Origin of the sequence: Notoacmeibacter sp. MSK16QG-6 (genome assembly GCF_024158145.1) — a bacterium.
In the GTDB taxonomy this organism is placed as follows: Bacteria; Pseudomonadota; Alphaproteobacteria; order Rhizobiales; family Rhizobiaceae; genus Notoacmeibacter.
In genome coordinates, this window is sequence record NZ_JAMYXM010000002.1 from 479,897 (window position 1) to 498,932 (window position 19,036).

The 19,036-nt window shown below is 58.3% G+C and carries 20 protein-coding genes and 1 pseudogene; 7 read left to right on the forward strand and 14 right to left on the reverse strand.

The features are described 5' to 3' along the window. Nucleotides 1-63: 63 nt before the first annotated feature. Both NIM86_RS09985 and NIM86_RS09990 read left to right on the forward strand, forming a co-directional pair. Nucleotides 64-1,041 (forward strand): diacylglycerol kinase family protein, encoded by a 978-nt coding sequence (locus NIM86_RS09985; RefSeq protein ID WP_253381606.1) that lies wholly within the window; start codon nt 64-66, stop codon nt 1,039-1,041. Beyond that, nucleotides 1,038-2,333, forward strand: coding sequence for a DUF2254 domain-containing protein (locus NIM86_RS09990; protein WP_253381608.1), 1,296 nt, complete (start codon nt 1,038-1,040; stop codon nt 2,331-2,333). The genes NIM86_RS09985 and NIM86_RS09990 overlap by 4 nt, the downstream gene beginning before the upstream one ends. A gap of 85 nt (nt 2,334-2,418) precedes the next feature. Here the strand turns inward: NIM86_RS09990 and NIM86_RS09995 are convergent, their stop codons facing one another. From NIM86_RS09995 to NIM86_RS10010, 4 genes are all read right to left on the reverse strand, one after another. Further along, nucleotides 2,419-2,787, reverse strand: coding sequence for a hypothetical protein (locus NIM86_RS09995; protein WP_253381611.1), 369 nt, complete (start codon nt 2,785-2,787; stop codon nt 2,419-2,421). A 42-nt stretch (nt 2,788-2,829) separates the two neighbouring features. Continuing rightward, nucleotides 2,830-3,267, reverse strand: coding sequence for a hypothetical protein (locus NIM86_RS10000; protein WP_253381612.1), 438 nt, complete (start codon nt 3,265-3,267; stop codon nt 2,830-2,832). A gap of 6 nt (nt 3,268-3,273) precedes the next feature. Then, a complete protein-coding gene (locus NIM86_RS10005) occupies nt 3,274-3,594 on the reverse strand; it encodes a YqjD family protein (RefSeq protein ID WP_253381614.1) in 321 nt (106 codons plus the stop codon). Nucleotides 3,595-3,735: 141 nt separating this feature from the next. Then, entirely contained in the window at nt 3,736-4,980 is a 1,245-nt protein-coding gene (locus tag NIM86_RS10010; RefSeq protein WP_253381616.1) for a PRC-barrel domain-containing protein, read from the reverse strand. 443 nt (nt 4,981-5,423) lie between these two features. On the opposite strand from NIM86_RS10010, the gene NIM86_RS10015 reads away from it, so the two are divergent. Next, complete coding sequence (locus tag NIM86_RS10015; protein WP_253381618.1) at nt 5,424-6,491, forward strand: MBL fold metallo-hydrolase; 1,068 nt, start codon at nt 5,424-5,426, stop codon at nt 6,489-6,491. Nucleotides 6,492-6,565: 74 nt separating this feature from the next. Continuing rightward, nucleotides 6,566-6,929, forward strand: a pseudogene (locus tag NIM86_RS10020) (ArsR/SmtB family transcription factor). A 70-nt stretch (nt 6,930-6,999) separates the two neighbouring features. Here the strand turns inward: NIM86_RS10020 and NIM86_RS10025 are convergent. The 8 genes from NIM86_RS10025 to NIM86_RS10060 form a co-directional block, all read right to left on the reverse strand. Further along, a complete protein-coding gene (locus NIM86_RS10025) occupies nt 7,000-7,770 on the reverse strand; it encodes an enoyl-CoA hydratase (protein ID WP_253381620.1) in 771 nt (256 codons plus the stop codon). A 111-nt stretch (nt 7,771-7,881) separates the two neighbouring features. Next, the gene (locus NIM86_RS10030; RefSeq protein WP_253381622.1) at nt 7,882-8,790 is read right to left on the reverse strand and encodes a Crp/Fnr family transcriptional regulator; all 909 of its coding nucleotides are present in this window, start codon (nt 8,788-8,790) and stop codon (nt 7,882-7,884) included. 19 nt (nt 8,791-8,809) lie between these two features. Continuing rightward, nucleotides 8,810-9,646 (reverse strand): bifunctional hydroxymethylpyrimidine kinase/phosphomethylpyrimidine kinase, encoded by an 837-nt coding sequence (gene thiD, locus NIM86_RS10035; RefSeq protein WP_253381625.1) that lies wholly within the window; start codon nt 9,644-9,646, stop codon nt 8,810-8,812. A gap of 128 nt (nt 9,647-9,774) precedes the next feature. Continuing rightward, on the reverse strand, nt 9,775-10,854 hold the full coding sequence (locus NIM86_RS10040) for a BMP family ABC transporter substrate-binding protein (protein WP_253381627.1): 1,080 nt from the start codon (nt 10,852-10,854) through the stop codon (nt 9,775-9,777). A 39-nt stretch (nt 10,855-10,893) separates the two neighbouring features. Next, nucleotides 10,894-11,820: an ABC transporter permease gene (locus tag NIM86_RS10045; protein ID WP_253381629.1), complete on the reverse strand. Its 927-nt coding sequence runs from the start codon at nt 11,818-11,820 to the stop codon at nt 10,894-10,896. After that, the gene (locus NIM86_RS10050) at nt 11,813-12,985 is read right to left on the reverse strand and encodes an ABC transporter permease (RefSeq protein WP_371872874.1); all 1,173 of its coding nucleotides are present in this window, start codon (nt 12,983-12,985) and stop codon (nt 11,813-11,815) included. The genes NIM86_RS10045 and NIM86_RS10050 overlap by 8 nt, the downstream gene beginning before the upstream one ends. Continuing rightward, nucleotides 12,982-14,526, reverse strand: a complete 1,545-nt coding sequence (locus NIM86_RS10055; protein ID WP_253381631.1) for an ABC transporter ATP-binding protein — start codon at nt 14,524-14,526, stop codon at nt 12,982-12,984. The genes NIM86_RS10050 and NIM86_RS10055 overlap by 4 nt, the downstream gene beginning before the upstream one ends. Nucleotides 14,527-14,686: 160 nt before the next feature. Continuing rightward, entirely contained in the window at nt 14,687-15,604 is a 918-nt protein-coding gene (locus NIM86_RS10060; protein WP_253381633.1) for a DMT family transporter, read from the reverse strand. Between the two features lie 115 nt (nt 15,605-15,719). Here NIM86_RS10060 and NIM86_RS10065 point away from each other — a divergent pair, with 115 nt between their 5' ends. From NIM86_RS10065 to NIM86_RS10075, 3 genes are all read left to right on the forward strand, one after another. Next, nucleotides 15,720-16,568 carry a fumarylacetoacetate hydrolase family protein gene (locus tag NIM86_RS10065; RefSeq protein ID WP_253381635.1) on the forward strand — a complete coding sequence of 283 codons (849 nt, stop codon included), beginning with the start codon at nt 15,720-15,722 and terminating at the stop codon, nt 16,566-16,568. Between the two features lie 86 nt (nt 16,569-16,654). Next, the gene (gene aroQ, locus NIM86_RS10070) at nt 16,655-17,098 is read left to right on the forward strand and encodes a type II 3-dehydroquinate dehydratase (protein WP_253381637.1); all 444 of its coding nucleotides are present in this window, start codon (nt 16,655-16,657) and stop codon (nt 17,096-17,098) included. 14 nt (nt 17,099-17,112) lie between these two features. Next, complete coding sequence (locus NIM86_RS10075) at nt 17,113-17,601, forward strand: flavodoxin family protein (protein ID WP_253381639.1); 489 nt, start codon at nt 17,113-17,115, stop codon at nt 17,599-17,601. A gap of 15 nt (nt 17,602-17,616) precedes the next feature. On the opposite strand, the gene phoB is transcribed toward NIM86_RS10075, so the two are convergent. After that, nucleotides 17,617-18,303, reverse strand: a complete 687-nt coding sequence (gene phoB / locus NIM86_RS10080) for a phosphate regulon transcriptional regulator PhoB (RefSeq protein WP_253381641.1) — start codon at nt 18,301-18,303, stop codon at nt 17,617-17,619. Continuing rightward, entirely contained in the window at nt 18,303-19,028 is a 726-nt protein-coding gene (gene phoU, locus NIM86_RS10085; protein WP_253381642.1) for a phosphate signaling complex protein PhoU, read from the reverse strand. Before phoU ends, phoB begins: the two co-directional genes overlap by 1 nt. Nucleotides 19,029-19,036 lie beyond the last annotated feature (8 nt).

A 19,036-nucleotide genomic window follows, 5' to 3' on the forward strand; every position in this document is an offset into this window, starting at 1 on the left:
TTTCGACAGGACGGCTGACAGCCGTCCTGTTTTCGCCTGGTTGTCATTCGGAGAGAGTGAGCGATGAAAACGATTGCCGTGCTCAACGTCGACGGCGGAACGCTGAAAACAACCGACCTGGACGAGTTCAGCGAACACCTTCGAAAGTCGTTCGAAAAGCGCGGGCACGAAATCGAAATCCGCAGAGTCCCCGGACCCGATATCGTAGAGGCGCTCCGCGAAGCGGCCAAGGATTGCGAAGTCATGGTTGTAGGCGGAGGAGACGGTACGGTCTCCGCCGCTGCGGAGATTGCGTGGCGCAATCAACGCGTACTCGGCGTCCTGCCTGCCGGCACCATGAACCTATTCGCCCGCTCTCTCGGTCTTCCGCTCGACATCAACGAAGCGGCCACCGCACTGGCGCAAATGAACATCCGACCGAGCGACATCGCTGACATGGATGGCAAGGCCTTCATCCATCAATTCTCGGTAGGCTTGCAACCACGGATCGTCGCCAAGCGGAGCGAGATGGACTACAATTCCAAATTCGGAAAAATCGTCGCTTCCACACGGGCGTCCTTGTCGGTCTTTTTCCAACCGACCTGGTTCCGCAGCGAGCTGACGGTTGATGGTCGGCAGATCAAGAATGGCCGGTTTTCCGTCATCACCGTCACCAACAATCCCTATGGCGAAGGGCATATGCCATATGCGGACAAGCTGACGACGGGACAACTCGGCGTTTATTGGAGCAGGCCATTGAGCCCATTGGGTTCGATGCGTTTGACCAAAGACCTGCTGCTTGGCTCGTGGAAGCGAAACCAGGACTTTAAGGAGGAAGCGGGCGACACGGTCAAGCTTCGTTTTAAGGGAAAGCTGCATCACGTCAGCGCCTCACTCGACGGCGAATTGCTTGAGCCAAACGATCCGACCGTGGTGACGATCCATCCAGGAGAACTCAGGACGATCTATTGTCCTGACGACGATGAAAGCAATGCTGACCCGGAACAGGTGTCAGAGGTCTCTGCTCGCAAAGATGACGTTCCGGGCCGCCCGGCCTCATGACGGAACGCGCCGACGACCAGCCGCTATGGCGCTTTTTCGATATCATCCGAAATCCTGTCATTGCGATACTGACAATTCCCTCTGCGATCGCCGTGGGCCTTGGTTTGACGGGTCTGGCCTGCAGTTGGCTTGACCGGGTCATCTTTCCGAATCTTCTCGACCATATCTTTGCTGCTCCAGCGGCGCAGTCATTTCTTCAGGCTATCGCCACCAGCGCGATGGCCGCGCTTAGCCTGACCTATTCGCTCATGCTGGTGGTTTACACATTGGCAGCGGGCAACATCGGACCGCGTCTCCTGAAGCGGTTTACGACCGAGCCGATCAATCAAATGACTGCTGGCATTTTGGGCGGCACGTTTCTCTTCGCTCTGGCAGCGCTGTCGCTCTCTGACGATAAGAATCCGCCGGCAATCTCTGTCTCGGTCGGCTTCCTGCTTGCGGTCATATCCGTTCTGCAACTTATCGCATTTGTCCGAAAAGTGTCCCGCCACGTCACGATCGATGACGAAATTGCTGCGATCGGAAGAAACCTTGAGGACGCGCTGAAAACCCGGTTCAGACGCGACGCCGGAATTATGACGGTGGCGGATTGCTCCGAATTGACGCCGGAATCCCATTTCGATCCGGTCCTGAGAGCAAAGCGCTCAGGATATCTCGGCGCAATCGATATCCAGTCACTGGTCAAAAAGGCGCAACGAGGCGGGATCGTGTTGCGGCTTGAAAACCGACCGGGCGAGTTCATTCAGCAGGACGAGACGATTTTAAGCGCCCATCCCACTGGTGACGGTATAGATAAGCTCGACCGGTTGGTGGTCGTGGAAAATGCGCGATCCATTGATCGTCCTGTAGAGTTTCAGACCAATCTTCTGGTTGAAATCGCGCTTCGCGCATTGTCGCCGGGCATCAACGATGTCTTCACGGCGATAGCAGCCGCCAATCAATTGGTTTCAGCCTTACTTACTGTGTCGGATGTCCAACTCGAAGCGATCGTCCATATCGACGATAAGGGAGATCCGCGCCTCGTGACGCCTGCGATGAAACTCGGCACGACGATGGCTCGCGCATTGCATCCCCTTCGCCGCGCGGCCGCTGACCGCATCCTCATGGCCGAGGCGCTAGCGAGAGGATACGGACGCCTTTACGATTCAGGCGGCGAAACGATGAAAAAGGAAGTCGAGAGGCATGTCCGACTTCTTTTCGAGGGCTTGAATGACGCAGGCCACATGCCAGAAGATATCGACCAGGTCCTTAAGGTCTTGCCGAACACTCTCCGTTCGGTGGTCAAAAAGTAGCAACCCGACAGTGCATTTCGCAAAAAAAGAGCGGCAATATCACTACCGCCCTGATTAAAATGGCTGTTGGTGCAAAGCACCAATGTTAGTTTGCGGGCGCCTCTTCAGGCGTGCTCGAACTATCGGTTTCCGGCTCTCGCTGACCGGTCGTACCGCCGGGCGCTTCTTCCAATGTCTCGCTATTCGTAGCGGCATCTGGCGCCTGCGCCGGATCTTCGATAGTCGGTGACGGAGCCTTGTTGTCGAGTTCCTGATTAGAAAGATCCTCATCGCTGGAAACATCGGCATTCTCCGACGCAGCCGGATTGCTTTCCTCCGGCGCAATGGTCTCACCGTAAATCCCGACGAAAAACCATACGATCAGCGCAAGGGCGATACTGATGAGCATGACAATCAGTATCGGTCGCCCACGGCGTCCCTGCCTGGCTTCTGTTGGGGTCATTTTCTCTGACATGATTATCCTTATGAAGTTTGGTGCATCAACGCCTTGCAACGATCAGCGATCGTCGCGGAACGGCCCGACTTCGAAATAACGAGCGGCGAGATAGGCGCTACCCGCAGCAGCTGTTAATCCGAACAGGATGCGGGATTTGACGATCATCGGAACCAGTGGAACGGCCGCGCCAATCATAGCGGACTGCCGGGCTGCGCGCTGTGCCTTGCGGCGACGCATGGCTGCGGCGTTCATGATCGAGGCGGCTATCACAATCAGGATTGCCAAACCGATCAACACCCCGGCAATGGCGAGAGCGGCGACCACAGGTCCGTAAATTTGACCGACATAAACGATTGCTGCCGTCAACAGGCACGCCATAGCCAACAGTCCGAGGACGCCAGCAATTGCATAGGCGGTAGCAAGCCGCTTGGCGCGGTCGAGACGAACACTTAGCTCTTCGGTTGAAAGGCTCGTGAGAAGAGCGATTATAGAACCCATAAATTATCAGCTCCGCCAGATGACACCGACGAGAAAGCCGACGCCAGCGGCGATGCCGAGCGCCTGCATCGGATTTTCCCGCACGCGTTCTTTGATTTCTTCTTCCTTGGCGCGAAGCTGATCGGAGATCTCGTCCCGCTTGCCGTAGGCCCGATCTTGAAGGTCGCGAGCCGTGGCCGCGCCGAAGGACTTGATCGTATCCGTCAGTGAAGCGACATCTGCACGCAGCTGAGCAATCTCGTTCTCGACATCGTTCGAGGTCGTGGTGGTGCCTGCGGGCTTCTTCGGCGCTGATGCTGCGGGCGAACCGCCAGTCGTATTGGCCATGGAAACAGTCTCCTTCTTCTTTTTCCGATTGGTGAACGAAGAGGCGCGTATCGGAGTTCCCGCCAAGCTCATTGATAGCAGGAAAAAGCCGGCCACGAATGGCCGGCTTCTCTAATCCACACCGTTTGGTCGATCCTGAACTTACTTCAGTACGACGCTGTCAGGATTGGATTCGTACTCTTCCTCAGAATACTCAGCCTGTTCGTCGAGCTGTTCTTCGGTGAACTTGGTGAAGATAGCGTAGTCGTCGGACTCAGCCTGCTTCATCAGCTCGATCGCATCCGGAGAAATCGCGACCGGCTTTTCGCCAATTCCAAGGAAACCACCGACATCGATGATGTAGGCTTCGATTGCCTTGTCTTCGCCGAGGATGACGTCACCGATCTCGCCGAGATTTTCTTCGTCCTGGCCGTAAACGGTGGTTCCGATCAACTCTTCGACAGAGACCGATTCCATGTCGGCAGGCTGCATGCTCTCACGCAGGCTCGGCTGCTCAGTTGCCATCTGCTCGCCGGCAGCCGGCTGACCGTCAGCCGGAACGACGGGTGCTGCTGCATCCTGACCTTCGGCCATCTGTTCGCCTTCTGCAGGCTGCTCTTCGCCTTCAGCCATCTGCTCGCCTTCGGCAGGCTGCTCTTCACTCTCGGCCATCGGCTGCTCTTCGCTGCCTTCGGTCTCGGTGGTTTCGGTGTCAGCAGCGGCCATTTCCTGACCTTCCTGCTCGACCTCAAGCGTACCGGCATCGGCTGCCTGCTCGGTTTCTTCAGCAGCTTCCTCCGTTTCAGCTGCAGCACTTTCAGCAGCTTCCTCGGTTTCCTCACCAGCATTCTCGACCGTATCGGCTGCGTCGTCAGCGGCTTCTTCGGTCTCGGCTGCAGCATTGTCAGCGTCGGCGTTTTCGGCCTCGCCTTCATTCGTCATCGCAGCGTCAGATTCCGGCTCGAACATATCGTCGTCGAACTCGGGCATCTGGTTGAGTTCTTCACTCGTAGCGTCGGAAACAATCCAGCGCTCATTATCCTTCATCTCGATGCTGAGACGATCGAACGGCAATGCAACCGACTTGTCGCCTATGCCGAGAAAGCCGCCAACTGAAACGACGACAGCATCGACTTTACCCGTTTTGTCCAGAACAACGTCCTCGACGTCACCGATAGCTTCGGCATCGTCATTCGTCGACGTGTAGACCGTCTTGCCAATAAAGGTAGAGGCAAGCATGTCTTCCTTGTTGATGTCCGAATTGGTGGAGCCAGACGTCTCTTCCGCCGCCGGGGTGGACGAGGCGTCCATCTCCTTGGACATGTCTTTTTCTGCGGTATCCTGAGCCATGACCGGGGCAGTCATCAGCGCGGCAATAGCAGTCGTTGCAAACATCTTGCGAAGCATAAATACCTCCTAATTTCAATGCGGTCGTCGGGGCATGCGGTTCGCCCCTTCGGATTTGAACAATTGAATAATCGACCGTTGCCCACACAACGTGACAATCAATTCATGGTTCCGAGCAAGGCCACGTTTATGCAGAATAAAATGAGTTAATCTCGCACGGCTTGCGAAACCGCATTTTTATATAGAGGCCCACGCCATCAGCCGTCTGTCCGACATCGCCTATGTCGCCTAAAGCGAAGTCCTAAGCTCTGAATCGCCGAGTAAGAGTGGCCTCGCGCTACGCTCGCGCCGGTCGCTGCGCAGGCTCCATTATCACCCTCCTCCGGCGAAAAATTATTGCCGACGCGCGATAAAAGGTTTCTGCCGATAGTGCCACGGTTCGTTGGCGTCATAGCCAAAGCAATCCTATCTCCAGTCGAAACCACAATCCTCAATGAGATGGAATGACCGTGAAAGCGACCAGACGAAACCTTCTTCTTTCCGGCCTTGGAGCCGCTCTTGCCGGCGTGGTCGGGTGGGGAGCGACATCACGCAATCGTTACTACGAAGGACCGGTTTCGGACCATTTCGACGGCGAACGCTTCTTCAATCCGGGCAGTCCGATGACGACAGACCTCGGCGATTTTGTCAGGATGCGCTTTAAGAACGAGAGTGCCGACTGGCCACAGTCCTTTCCGGCCGGACCAGCGGATCAGCCACCGTCTCGTGTTGAGGGAACGGGGCTGCGCGTTTCGTTCGTGGGGCACGCCACCTTTCTGCTCCAGATGGCCGGGCTGAACATTCTAACGGATCCGGTTTGGTCCGATCGCGCGTCGCCGCTCTCCTTTACAGGCCCGAAACGCGTAAACAATCCCGGTATTGCTTTCGAAGACCTGCCCCCAATCGATCTGGTCCTGCTCTCGCACAATCACTACGATCACATGGATGAAGCTACCATCATGCGATTGGTCGAACAGCATAATCCACGCTTCATCGTCCCGCTCGGTAATGACGCCATCGTGCGTTCATTCGCACCGGATATCGATGTCGAGGCTTTCGACTGGGGCGATGAGTTGGCTCTTTCGTCAGACGTCACCCTGCAATTTCACCAGGCGCACCACTGGTCCGCGCGGGGTGTGAAAGACCGGCGGATGGCGCTTTGGGCGGCTTTCTCCCTTCGAACGCCCGCCGGCAATATCTATTTCTCCGGAGACACCGGCTATGCGGGCGGTGAACATTTCCGAACGGCACGGCGAGCGGCTGGGCCTTTCCGGCTCGCGCTTCTGCCGATCGGTGCTTACGATCCTCGCTGGTTCATGTCCTATTCTCATCAGGACCCGGCAGAGGCCGTTATTGCTTTGGACGATTTGGGAGCCGAACAGGCCCTCGCCTATCATTGGGGGACATTCAAGCTGACGGGCGAACCGGTCGATGAGCCGCCAGCCCTACTTTCAAAAGCGCTTCAGGCCCGCGGCATCGACCCGCAACGGTTTCTGGCGCCTCGGCCCGGCGAAGTGTGGGAAGTATCCTGACAGTGGCTGGCACCTTTGAAAGAGTAGCGATATAGTCAGCCTCTTGAAATCGCCTTTCTTGACACGGTTGCCCCATGCCCCTTCCCGAACTGAGTGCCGATACGCCGGCGGACGTTCAGTCCGACTATCTGAAAAACGCCCGCCGCGCGGCAGACTTTCTCAAAGCGCTGTCCCATGAATCGCGCCTCATCATCCTCTGCATATTGTCGCAGGGTGAGAAGTCGGTCTCGGAGCTGGAGGCCATACTGAATATGCCGCAGGCCGCAGGCCGCAGTGAGCCAGCAACTTGCGCGGTTGCGCGCTGACAATCTGGTGGATACGCGCCGCGACGGTCGGATGGTCTTCTATTCGATAGCCGATCCCGAAACCTCGACCTTGATCGAGCACATCTACAATATGTTTTGCGGCGACAGTCCCAAACCGACAGCCGTACAGTAACAGTAGGCTCAGTCCTTAGACCATCGGAACGAAGAAAGCCGGCAATCGATGATCGCCGGCTTTCAGCGCGCTATTTGTTTTTGAAGCTCGGCTGGCGCTTTTCGATAAAGGCCGCCATGCCTTCCTTCTGGTCTTCCGTTGCGAACAGCGAGTAGAAGACACGCTGTTCGAACAGGAGCCCCTCGGCAAGAGTCGTCTCTTCGGCGCGACCCACGGCCTCCTTGGCTACGAAAACCGCGGGACGGCTGAAGCCGGCAATGGCTTGCGCCGCTTCCATTGCGGTCTCCATCAGTGCGTCAGCAGAGACCACCCGTGAGACAAGACCCGAACGTTCGGCCTCCTCGGCATCCATCATACGACCGGTCAGAACGAGGTCCATCGCCTTTGCCTTGCCCACCGCGCGGGTCAGCCGCTGCGTGCCGCCCCACCCCGGAATGACGCCGAGCCGGATCTCAGGCTGGCCGAATTTTGCTTTTTCCGACGCGATGATCATGTCGCACATCATTGCGATTTCGCAGCCGCCGCCGAGAGCAAAACCGTTTACGGCCGCGATGATCGGCTTGCGTATGCGCGTGAGACGGCCTAACTCGCCCATCTTGTTCTGCATGAACATGTCCATATAGCTGCGCTCGGACATGGCCTTAATATCAGCCCCTGCGATGAAGGCCTTTTCGCCTCCACCTGTAATGATCATCGCGCCGATACGCTCATCGGCGTCGAAGGATTCCGTCGCTTCGACAAGCCCGTCGATCACGTCATCATTGACCGCATTCAATGCCTCCGGTCGATTGACCGTGATGATACCGACTTCTCCGTCCGTCCGGGTCTCGACGACTGCCATGAGACTGGAACTCCTTTTGCTCGCCAGAAAACTGCGTTGCATCGTTAATGCTTCACGCCTCGGTCGCAAGGCCGAAACGAACTGTTACGCGCCAATCGTTACGAAGATTTTTCAGGCCTCTCGGCGTGATCCATTCGCTCGCCTGTCGAAGCCCGCCGGATTGAGCCCGGCATGATCGGAAAATCCGACATGCGAGCGGCTGGAAAGCGGATCGCCCTCACCATGCCCCCAAACGCGTTGCAGCGCCTCTTCGCTAAGATAGAGATATTCGGGGTCGAATTGCCCGAGTTTCCAGAGGCCGCTCAGATCGCTTATTTCGACCGTGCTGTCCCGAAACGTCGCCAGACCGCGCTCGCGTAATTCCCGCAGAACACGGTTGGTGTGAACGACGGTCAGGCCGGAGACATCGGCCAAATCCGCCTGCGTCAGTCCAAGATTGAAAGCTGTACCCTTGGATAAACCGACGCCCGTCAGTCGCGCATGGCACTCGCAGAAAAAATGGGCAACCCGCGAGACCGCTCGGAGCCGTCCCAGCCGCCACACCCATTTCCGGTGAAGCGCCGCATCCAACAATGTTGCAAACCACAGTTTGCGCATGATCGAAGGGTGTTCGTGCTGCAGCGTTTCCAGATCGGTATGACGCATCAACGCCACCCGAACATCTGTCAGGGCGCCGACATCGTGATCGAGCGATTTCAGAGGATAGGCATGCAGATCCAGAAAATCGCCGGCGAAGTGTATGGACAAGAGCTGTCGCCGACCGCTGGCGTCATCCAGAAACCGCGAAATGATCCCGCCGACGCAGAGCATAGAAAAGTCGAGGGAATCGCCGTGACGAATGAGGGTTTGGCGCGCAGGCACCATACGTTCTTCCAGTATGCGACTGGACAGAATTTCGGTTTCTTCCTCCGTCAACTGACCGTGATTACGACCGTTGAGAAGGTATGGACCGACACCGGTCTGCGCGACCTTATCGATATGCGTCTGAGTTTGCCTTACGCCGTCGGCCTGGGCGGACATAGTTCCATTCCCCTCAACTTCAGATCGGTTGTCCCACGCCGATGCGCTGACTATTCCATAAATCGACGAAATGGTGAACAGGCCCATGGCCTTCGCCAATATTGAGCGTATCCGCCGCTCCAATAGCCCGGTTAAGCCACTGATGCGCTACCGCGACCGCATCGCTCAATTCTGCGCCTTTCGCAAGTTCGGCCGTTATGGCCGATGAAAGCGAACAGCCAGTGCCATGCGTGTTTGCGGTTTCGATCCGATCCGAAACGAACGCTCGCCGGCCATCGGCCTCGACAAGAAGATCGGTGCAATGCGGACCCGATCCGTGCCCGCCCTTGACCAGAACAGCCCGACACCCCGCACCCAGCAGCTGACGTGCCTGTTCTTCCATCTCTTCCAAATTGCCGGCCTCGCCGCTGTCAGTCAGCGCGGCAGCTTCCGGCAAATTCGGCGTTAGAAGCGTCGCAAGCGGCAAAAGGTGTTTGCGCATTGCGGAGACCGCATCGTCGTCAAGAAGTCTGTCGCCTGATTTGGCCACCATGACCGGGTCGAGCACGACAGGGCCTTCGAAACCCGCGATCGCCTCCGCCACGACGCGCGTCAATTCGCTTGTCCCAAGCATGCCGATTTTGATGGCGTCGACCGTTATGTCAGATAGGACCGCCTCGATCTGAGCCGATACAATCTTTGGCGACACGACCTCGACCATTGTCACGGCCTGCGTGTTCTGCGCGGTAATGGCAGTGATGGCTGAAGCACCATAGACGCCGAGCGCGCTAAACGTTTTCAGGTCGGCCTGAATTCCCGCGCCGCCACCCGAATCCGACCCGGCAATCGTTAGCGCAGTGGGCGTCCTCTTCGTCAATACCGTCCCCTATTCAAAGCGCAGCTAATTTAGCAGCATGACCACCCGCCGCAAGCTTGTTGCCCTTGGCACGAAAAAGGGCTGCCGAAAAGCATCCGGCAGCCCTGTCGCGATCCGATGTCGCGGTTCTATTTCGGCAGATCCCCCTCGATCCCTTCGACATAGAAATTCATGCCCAGAAGCGTGCCGTCGTCTGCGCGCGTCCCTTCAGCAAGAAAATCGGATCCGTCCTGCTTTTTGAGAGGTCCGCTGAAGGGCTCCAGTTCATCGCTGGTGATCTTCTTCTCAGCTTCCTCGGCATCGGCTTTCACATCGTCGGGCATGTTCGTGTAGGGCGCCATGCGCACATTGCCCTCGGCAAAACCGTGCCATGTGTCGGACTGCTCGTAATTGCCATCCAGCAGCGCCTTTACCCGCTCGACATAGTACGGACCCCAATCGTCCACGATCGCTGTCAATTGTGTTTCCGGGCCGAAATTGATCATGTCGGAGGCTTGGCCGAACGCCTTGATGCCGCGGTCCGCTGCAACCTGCATCGGTGCGGTCGAGTCGGTATGCTGCGTTATGATATCAGCGCCCTGGTCGACGAGCGCCTTGGCGGCGTCGGCCTCCTTGCCGGGATCGAACCACGTGTTCGCCCACACGACATTGACCTTGATGTCCGGGTTGACACTTTTTGCCCCGATATAGAACGAGTTGATACCGCGGACGACTTCCGGAATCGGGAACGATGCGATGTAGCCGATCGTATTGCTTTCGGTAAGTTGTCCGGCAATGACGCCCTGCACATACCGGCCCTCATAGAATTTCGAGTTATACGTCGAGACGTTGTCGTGCTCGCGTTTGTACCCCGTCGCGTGCTCGAACTTCACATCCGGAAAACGGCCAGCGACTGCGTTGGTCGCGTCCATGTAGCCAAAGGACGTTGTGAAGATGATGTTGCAGCCGGAACGTGCGAACCGTTCGATGGCGCGCTCTGCATCCGCGCCTTCCGGCACGCTTTCCAGAAATGCCGTCTCGACCTTGTCGCCAAGCTCTTCCTCGACCTGCTGACGGCCCTGATCGTGCTGATAGGACCAGCCGAAATCGCCGACCGGACCGACATAGATGAAGCAGGCTTTGACTTTATCCATCTGTGCGGCTGCGCCGCCGGCGGATGCGAATACAATCGCGGCGGAAGCTGCAAGGAGCGTTGTAAGTCGTTTCATGATGTCAGACCTTTCTTTTGATCGGGAGGAGGATTGAGCCTAGCGGTCAGGGACGAATGGCTGCCCGAGACTGGCTGGCGTGTTGACGAGTGCAAGGCGACGGTTGCGGGAAATCAGCACCAGCACCAAGACCGTGGCGAGATAGGGAAGCGACGACAAAAACTGGCTGGGCACGGCCTTTAACGCGCCGACAATCGAATCGAACGGTGCGGGCAACCCGGTAATGGTGGAAAGGCTCATCGCCTGTACCTGGAGCTGACCGATGGTAATCGCCCCGAACAGCCATGCCCCGACAAGAACGCGAACGGGCCGCCAGGACGCAAAAACGACGAGGGCGAGAGCGATCCATCCGCGCCCGGAGGTCATCGCTTCCACCCATTGCGGCGTATAGACCAGGCTGAGATACGCGCCGGCCAGACCGGCGCACGCCCCGCCGAAGGCAACAGCGCCGTAGCGGATCGCGATAACCGGCACCCCAAGCGCATGAGCGGAAACATGGCTGTCTCCGACGGCCCTTATTTTCAGTCCTGGCTTGGTATGAAACAGGAACCAGGCCACCGCGACCAACAACAACAGCGAAAACCAGAAAATCGGATCGAGGCCGAGAAAGACCGGCCCCATCCGTATACCCGGCTGACCCACATAGGCTTCGCCAATCTGACCGGATATTCCAAGACCGAGAAGCGTGAGCGCAAGGCCTGTCGCCACCTGATTGGAAGCCAGGGTCAGCGTCAAGAAAGCGAAAAGCTGCGAAAAGACCGCGCCGACGACGATTGCCGCCAGCGCCCCGATAGCCGGCGAACCCGTGGCGAGACCCACGCCGAAGCCGGTCACCGCGCCCATCGCCATCATGCCTTCCACACCAAGGTTGAGGACGCCGGCGCGCTCAGCGACCAATTCGCCTATGGCGGCGAGAAACAGCGGCGTGGCAGCCGTGGCGATTGAGATCAGGATAGCCTCAAGCATGGCGCCCGGCCTCCGGAACCGCACTCGCCGCCGCATCGATATCGCGCTTCTGATCCGACCCGGTCGTTGCGGCAGGCGTTTCGGCAATGACACCGCCCGAAGACTGCCCGGCGATGCGAATGCGGTAATTGATCAGCGTGTCGCAGCCCAGCACGAAAAAGAGGATCATTCCCTGGAAAACCCGCGCGATCTTATCGGATACACCGAGCGAGATCTGCGCCGCTTCGCCGCCGAGATAGGAAAGCGCCAGAACCAGCCCGGCAAGAATGGCGCCCGCCGGATTGAGTCGCCCGAGAAACGCGACGATGATGGCCGTAAAGCCGTAGCCGGGCGAGATGACGGGGCGCAACTGTCCGATGGCGCCGGCGACTTCGATAATACCGGCCAACCCTGCCAGAGCGCCGGAGAGCAGGAAAGCGAACATGGTCGTTCGGCCCGGCGAAAATCCGCCGAAACGCGCCGCGCGAGGACTTTGTCCCGTCACTCGAAGCGAGAAGCCGCGCCGCGTCCGCGCAAGCATGTACCAAAGTCCGAGCGCCACAAGAATGGCGATGCCAAAACCCCAATGTGCTCGTCCCGAAGCGTAGTCGATCGCCGGCACCGTTGCTTCTGTCGGGAACCGAACCGTCTGCGGAAAATTGTAACCGGCAGGGTCGCGCCACGGTCCGCGCACCAGCCAGTCCAGGAAAAGTTGCGCTACATAAACCAGCATGAGGCTGGTCAGAATTTCACTCGTTCCAAATTTTGCTTTCAAAAGGCCCGGAATGGACGCCCACAACGCACCACCTAGCATTCCAAGGCATAGCATGAGCGGCAATGTGAGAAGATTTCGAAAATCCGGTATCAGCACTGGCACAATCGCGCCTGCGATAGCGCCCATGACCAACTGCCCCTCCGCGCCGATGTTCCAGTTACCGGAGAGAAAGGCGATGCAGAGCCCTGCCCCAATGAGAATCAGTGGCGTGGCCTTCACTGCCAGTTCGTGCAGAGACCAACCTTCTGTGAGCGGCTCGATGAGATAGGCGTAGAGTGCGGCGCCGGGGCTTTTGCCGATCGCGAGAAACAGGATCACACCGGCGACAAGCGTCAGGGTCAGCGCGATGAAAGGCGAAAGCGTCGCAAAAAGCGGCGACGGATTGGCGCGCTTGTTCAGAGCAATCATCATGCCTGCATCTCCGCCAGCTCCGCATGGTCTGGATCGGCGCCGCCCATGAGAAGACCGATCTTTTCGCGCGTCGCCTCTTCGATAGGAATAGGTCTGGACATCCGCCCGTGATGCATGACGGCAATGGCATCGGCAATCTCGAAAAGCTCGTCGAGATCCTGGCTGATAGCGAGAACCGCCCCGCCGCGGCGCGCCACATTCGCAAGCGCACCACGGATTCGCGCGGCCGCGCCGGCATCGACGCCCCATGTCGGTTGATTGACGATGATGAGCAAAGGCTCGCGGTCCAGTTCCCGCCCAACCAGATATTTCTGCAGATTACCGCCCGACAAGGCCGATGCATGAGGGTCGGGCGCGCCTTTTCGCACATCCATGGTCTCGGAAATGTGCGCCGCGACTGCTTTCAGCTTGTTCTTCAGGATGCTGCCCAGCGTGCCCGTAAAGAGTGCGCTATCGGTGCCATGACGCGATAGAAAAAGGTTGTCGGTAAGCGCCATGGCCGGCGCGGCCCCGTGGCCAAGTCTCTCTTCGGGCACGAAGGCTGCGCCGAGTGCGCGCCGCTCCTCAATATCCATGTGTCCCGCGGCGCTTCCATCTATCGAGACCATATCGGCACGGTTCTGCAGAACTTCGCCGGAAAGCGCTTCGAACAATTCGCCCTGCCCGTTCCCCGCCACACCGGCTATGCCGATCACCATCCCGGCGGGCACAGTCAGGTCGATATCCTTGAGCGGAACGGCGAAGGGTGAAGCCGCTGGCAGAGACAGGCCGTTCAACCGAAGCACCGCTCGGTCGGAAGCATGATCGACAGCGGCGGAGGCCCGAGAAAATCCCTCCACCTCCTCTCCTACCATCATGGCGGCGAGGCTGCCGGCAGTCTCTTCGCTGGGTGTGCAATGGGCGACCACCCTGCCGTGACGCAGCACCGTCGCGCTGTCACACAGGCGGCGAACCTCATCCAGCCTGTGACTGATATAAAGAACGCTGCGACCTTCACTTTTCAGCCGCTCCAGCGTCTCGAACAGCTTCTCGGCTTCCTGCGGTGTCAATACGGATGTCGGCTCGTCCAGAATGATGAGCTTCGGATCCTGCATCAGGCAGCGAACGATCTCGATACGTTGACGTTCTCCGACCGACAGTTCGCCGACAAGTGCATCGGGGTCGATTGGCAGGCCGTAGGTTTCCGAGACTTCGCGCGCCCTGGCTCCAATCGCGCCGTGCCCGGTGCCACCGCCTTCGAACGCCAGCGCAATATTCTCGCCGGCGGTCAGCGCTTCAAACAGGGAGAAGTGCTGAAAGACCATTCCGATCCCGAGTGCCCGCGCCTCGCCAGGCGTCTCTATTGAAACCGGATTGCCTTCCCAGCGAATGACGCCCGCGTCAGGCCGAAGCGAACCGAAGAGCATCTTGACGAATGTCGACTTCCCCGCCCCGTTCTCGCCGAGAAGCGCATGAATTTCGCCGGGTTTTATAACGAGATCGACTGCATCGTTGGCAACAAGCGTGCCGAAGCGTTTGGTCAGCCCTTCGACAGAGAGCATGGCGGTTTGGTGGTCATTCCCGTTCGAATGCAAGACCGTTCGCTTCCCCAGACTGTCGGTTTCATACCGCAACTGCACAATGAGACAGGCTTTCGCATTGTCCGGGATCGGTCAAGCGGAAACTGGCAGGCGAAGAACCTGTCGTCAAAACAAGACAATCTTACCTGTTGAAGTCGATCCGGCGCGCCTTTTGCAGCCAGCGTTCACGCGCCCAAATGAAAAGTCCGGCCGCGGAAACGATGGATGCGCCGATAATCGTGAAGCTATCGGGATATTCGTTGAAGAGCAGCGCGCTCCAGAACGTCATCCAGATGAGGAAAGAGTAGGAGAATGGCGTCAGTACGCCAGCTTCGGCAAACCGGTGAGCGCGCACGAAAACCTCATGCCCGGCCCATCCGAGCAATCCGATTCCGAAAAGCATGATCCATTCCATTGGCCTGTCCGGCATTTGCCAGAACAGAAAGGCGAAAGGCGCGAGCACGACGGTTCCGACGAGGCCGCCGTAAAACTGCATCGTCATCGGCGATACCTCGCCGGATAGTCGCCGGGTAAGTAGCGCATAGAGCGCCATGAGAAACGCGGTGCCAAGAGAGATGAAGACGGCCCAGTGCAGCGTTGCGTCAAACGGGCGGATCGCAACGAGAAGTCCGCAAAAACCGATAAGAATGGCCGACCAGCGCCATGGCCCGACCCGCTCGCCGAGAAGGGGCCAAGACAGCGCGCAGACGATGATCGGCGCAGAGAAGGCGATTGTCGCCGTAAGAGTAAGGGGTAGATAGCGAACCGCGATAAAGTTGGTGACCGATGTGCCGACCAGAAGAAGCGCTCGAAGAACGACAAGCCCGATCTTTTCGGAAGCAAACCGATCGAAACTCAGGCCGCCTCGTGCGATCAATCCGATCGTCAGAACCAGGTGAACCGCGTAGCGCATGAAGGCGATCTGAAGGGCGGCCAGCCCCGCCTGCCCCATCCATTTGGCGCTCGTGTCGACCATGGAGAATGTCGCGTAGGCCAGCAGCATCAGCACGATACCGAGCGTGAGGCGGTCTTCGCGCGCCTTCGATGCCAGCCCGACCATGAACACTCCTTCTGCCTTAACCTATCCTGCCGTCATAAGAGAGACGTGGCTTTGACGCTCAACTGCTTCTTTCTACTTCATCGCGCAAGGTAGAATATTCTGGAGGCGAAATGCGATGAAGCTTGTACGATACGGCGAACGGGGCGCTGAAAAGCCGGGGCTAATCGATGCCAGCGGCGTCCTGCGGGATCTTTCGGGCGAAGTGAAAGACATCACCGGCGCGACGCTTTCGCCAGATAGCATTGAGCGATTGACGGCTCTCGACGCCGATAGCCTTCCGACTGTTCCAGGCGAGCCGCGCCTCGGCCCTCCGGTCCGCGACATAGGCAAATTCATGTGCATTGGTTTGAATTATGCGGATCATGCCGCCGAAACCGGCCTGGATCTGCCGGAACACCCAATACTTTTCATGAAGGCGACAAGCGCCATCAACGGCCCGAACGACGACGTCGTCCTTCCCCGCGGCTCCAAACGATCCGACTGGGAAGTCGAACTCGGCGTCGTGATCGGCAGCACGGCAAAATACGTTTCAGAAGCGGATGCCCTGTCACATGTCGCTGGCTACTGCACGGTGAACGACGTTTCCGAGCGTCGCTTCCAGGGCAAACTTTCCGGCCAGTGGACCAAGGGCAAAAGCTGCGACACTTTCGGACCTGTCGGCCCTTGGCTGGTGACGGCCGACGAGGTCGCCGATCCTCAAAATCTTTCGCTGCGTTGCTCGGTCAATGGCCAAACGATGCAGAATGGCTCCACACGGACGATGGTGTTCACGGTCGCGCAGATCATCGCACACCTGTCTGAACTGTTTACCCTTCATCCCGGCGATATTATCGCAACCGGCACTCCGCCGGGCGTTGGAATGGGTATGAAACCCGAGCCGGTTTATCTCAAATCCGGCGATGTCATGGAGCTTGAGGTCGAAGGGCTAGGCCGGCAGAGGCAAAACGTTCGAATGGACCCGTGACCAAATAAAGACCGGGGCTTGCCGATATCGCCATCTTCCCCGATAGCTAAAATCTACCGACCAACCTACGCTGACCGGAGACAATCGTGGCGAACATTCTTCTGCTGAACGGCCCGAATCTCAACCTTCTCGGATCGCGCGAGCCGGATATTTACGGTCACGAAACGCTGACCGATGTCGAGGCCTCCGTTCGCACAGTTCTAGAAAATGCCAGGCACAGTCTTCGCGCTGAGCAGTCAAATCGTGAATACGAACTGATCGATTGGGTACACGATGCCCGTGACGACCATGCAGCGATCATCATCAATCCAGGAGCCTTCACGCACACGTCGATCGCGCTTCTGGACGCCTTCAACGCCTATGAGGGTTTCGTTTTCGAAGTTCACATCTCCAACGTCCACAAACGCGAATCCTTCCGTCACCACTCCTATATCGGCTTGCGTGCAGACGGCATCATCGTCGGCTGCGGCGTTCAGGGCTATGAGTTAGCGGCGCGACGGGTTGTTACCCTGTTGTCCCAGACGGATTGATCCTGCAGGACGCCATGCCTTCGCTTCTCATCGTCTACCACTCCAAGACAGGCGGCACCCGCCAGATGGTGGAAGCGGCCGCCGAAGCAGCGGGTAAGGAAGAGATCGAGCTGGTCGTCAAGAAGGCGTCACAGGCCGGCCCGGACGATGTCCTCAAAGCGGATGGCTACCTTTTCGCGACGCCCGAAAATCTGGCGGCGATTGCCGGCCTCATGAAGGATTTCTACGATCGCAGCTATTACCCCGTTCTTGGCAAGATCGAGGGACGACCCTATGCGCAGATGGTCTGCGCCGGTACGGACGGAGAGAACGCCGCGCGCCAAACCGCCCGCATCGCAAAAGGTTGGCGGCTGAAAGCAATTGCCGAGCCGCTGATCGTCTGCGTGAACGCTGATTCCAAAGATAAAATTTTGGCCGACAAATCGATCCTACAGTCTGATCTGGACCGCTGCGCCCAACTCGGTCAAAGCCTTGCCGCCGGGCTTTCCATGGGCATTTTTTGAGAGACTGCCGGTGTCTCAGCCCAAGGCATAGCCTTCACCACGAACCGTGCGGATTGGATCGTCCCCGCCGTGCTGGCGAAGTGCCTTGCGCAACCGCCCGACATGGACGTCGACGGTGCGTGTTTCGACATCCAGATCGTGACCCCAGACGCGGTTCAGCAGCTGCTCACGGCTGAAGACACGGCCCGGCCGCTCGATCAGTACCGAAAGAAGCCGAAACTCGGTCGTACTGAGCGATATGCGTTGCCCGCTCCGCTCGACCAAATGACGACCTGCGTCGAGCACCAGATCGTCATGTTCGATCCGCTCACCCACAGCCACCGGATGGGTTCGGCGCAGTTCCTTGCGAATGCGCGCGATCAGTTCAGCCACGGAAAATGGTTTGGTGATGTAATCGTCTGCACCGATATCCAGTCCGCGAATCCGGTCGCCCTCTTCGGTCCGCGCAGACAGCATGATGACCGGTGTGTTGCGGCTGTCGCGGCCCGATTTGATCTGCCGGCAGATCTCGATACCGGACGGACCGGGAAGCATCCAATCAAGCACGACGAGATCGGGCTGGCTTTCCGCCAGATGCTCAAGCGCCTGGTCGCCGGTTTCGGCCAGCACGACATCGAATCCCTCGGCAATCAGATTGTAGCGCAGCACCTCGCGTTGCGCCGGCTCGTCCTCGACCACCAAGATCGATGCACGGCTACTCATCAGTCACCGATCACGGCGTCATCCGCCATGTCCATGGTAGCGTTGGCTTTGGGTCGATCCTCCGACGGCATTTCTCCGGAGACCAGATAAATCGCCTGTTCGGCGATGGACGTCACATGGTCGCCCATCCGCTCGATATTCTTGGCGATGAAGTGAAGATGCATACAGGCCGAGATGTTGCGCGGGTCTTCCATCATGAAGGTCAGGAATTCGCGGAAGATCGCGTTATACATCTGGTCGACTTCGAGATCGCGATGGCGCACTTTTTCCGCTAGCGGCTGGTCGTGGCGGATATAGGCATCGAGCGCGTCCGACAGCATCGCCAGCACCTCGTTGGCCATGCGCTGCAGCGAACCTGTCGCTCCATTAACCGGCATCATCTGCGCCAGAAGATTGGTGCGCTTGGCCATGTTCTTGGCGTAATCGCCAACGCGCTCCAGATTGCCCGCAATCTTCATGACCGACAGCGCGAGCCGCAAATCGGATGAGACCGGCTGCCGGAGCGCCACGAGCCGCGCGCAATCCTCATTGATCTCCGCTTCCAGCTCATCGATCTTACGATCGTCTTCCCGCACCTGATCGGCCAGCTCCAGATCGCGCGATCGAAGTGCGTTGGCGGAATTGCGGATGGCGTTTTCCACGCAGCCGCCCATCCGCATGAGCTTAGCCTGGATAGCTTCGAGATCGCGGTCGAAGGCGGATGCGATATGGGGTTTGTCGTTCACAGCGTCCT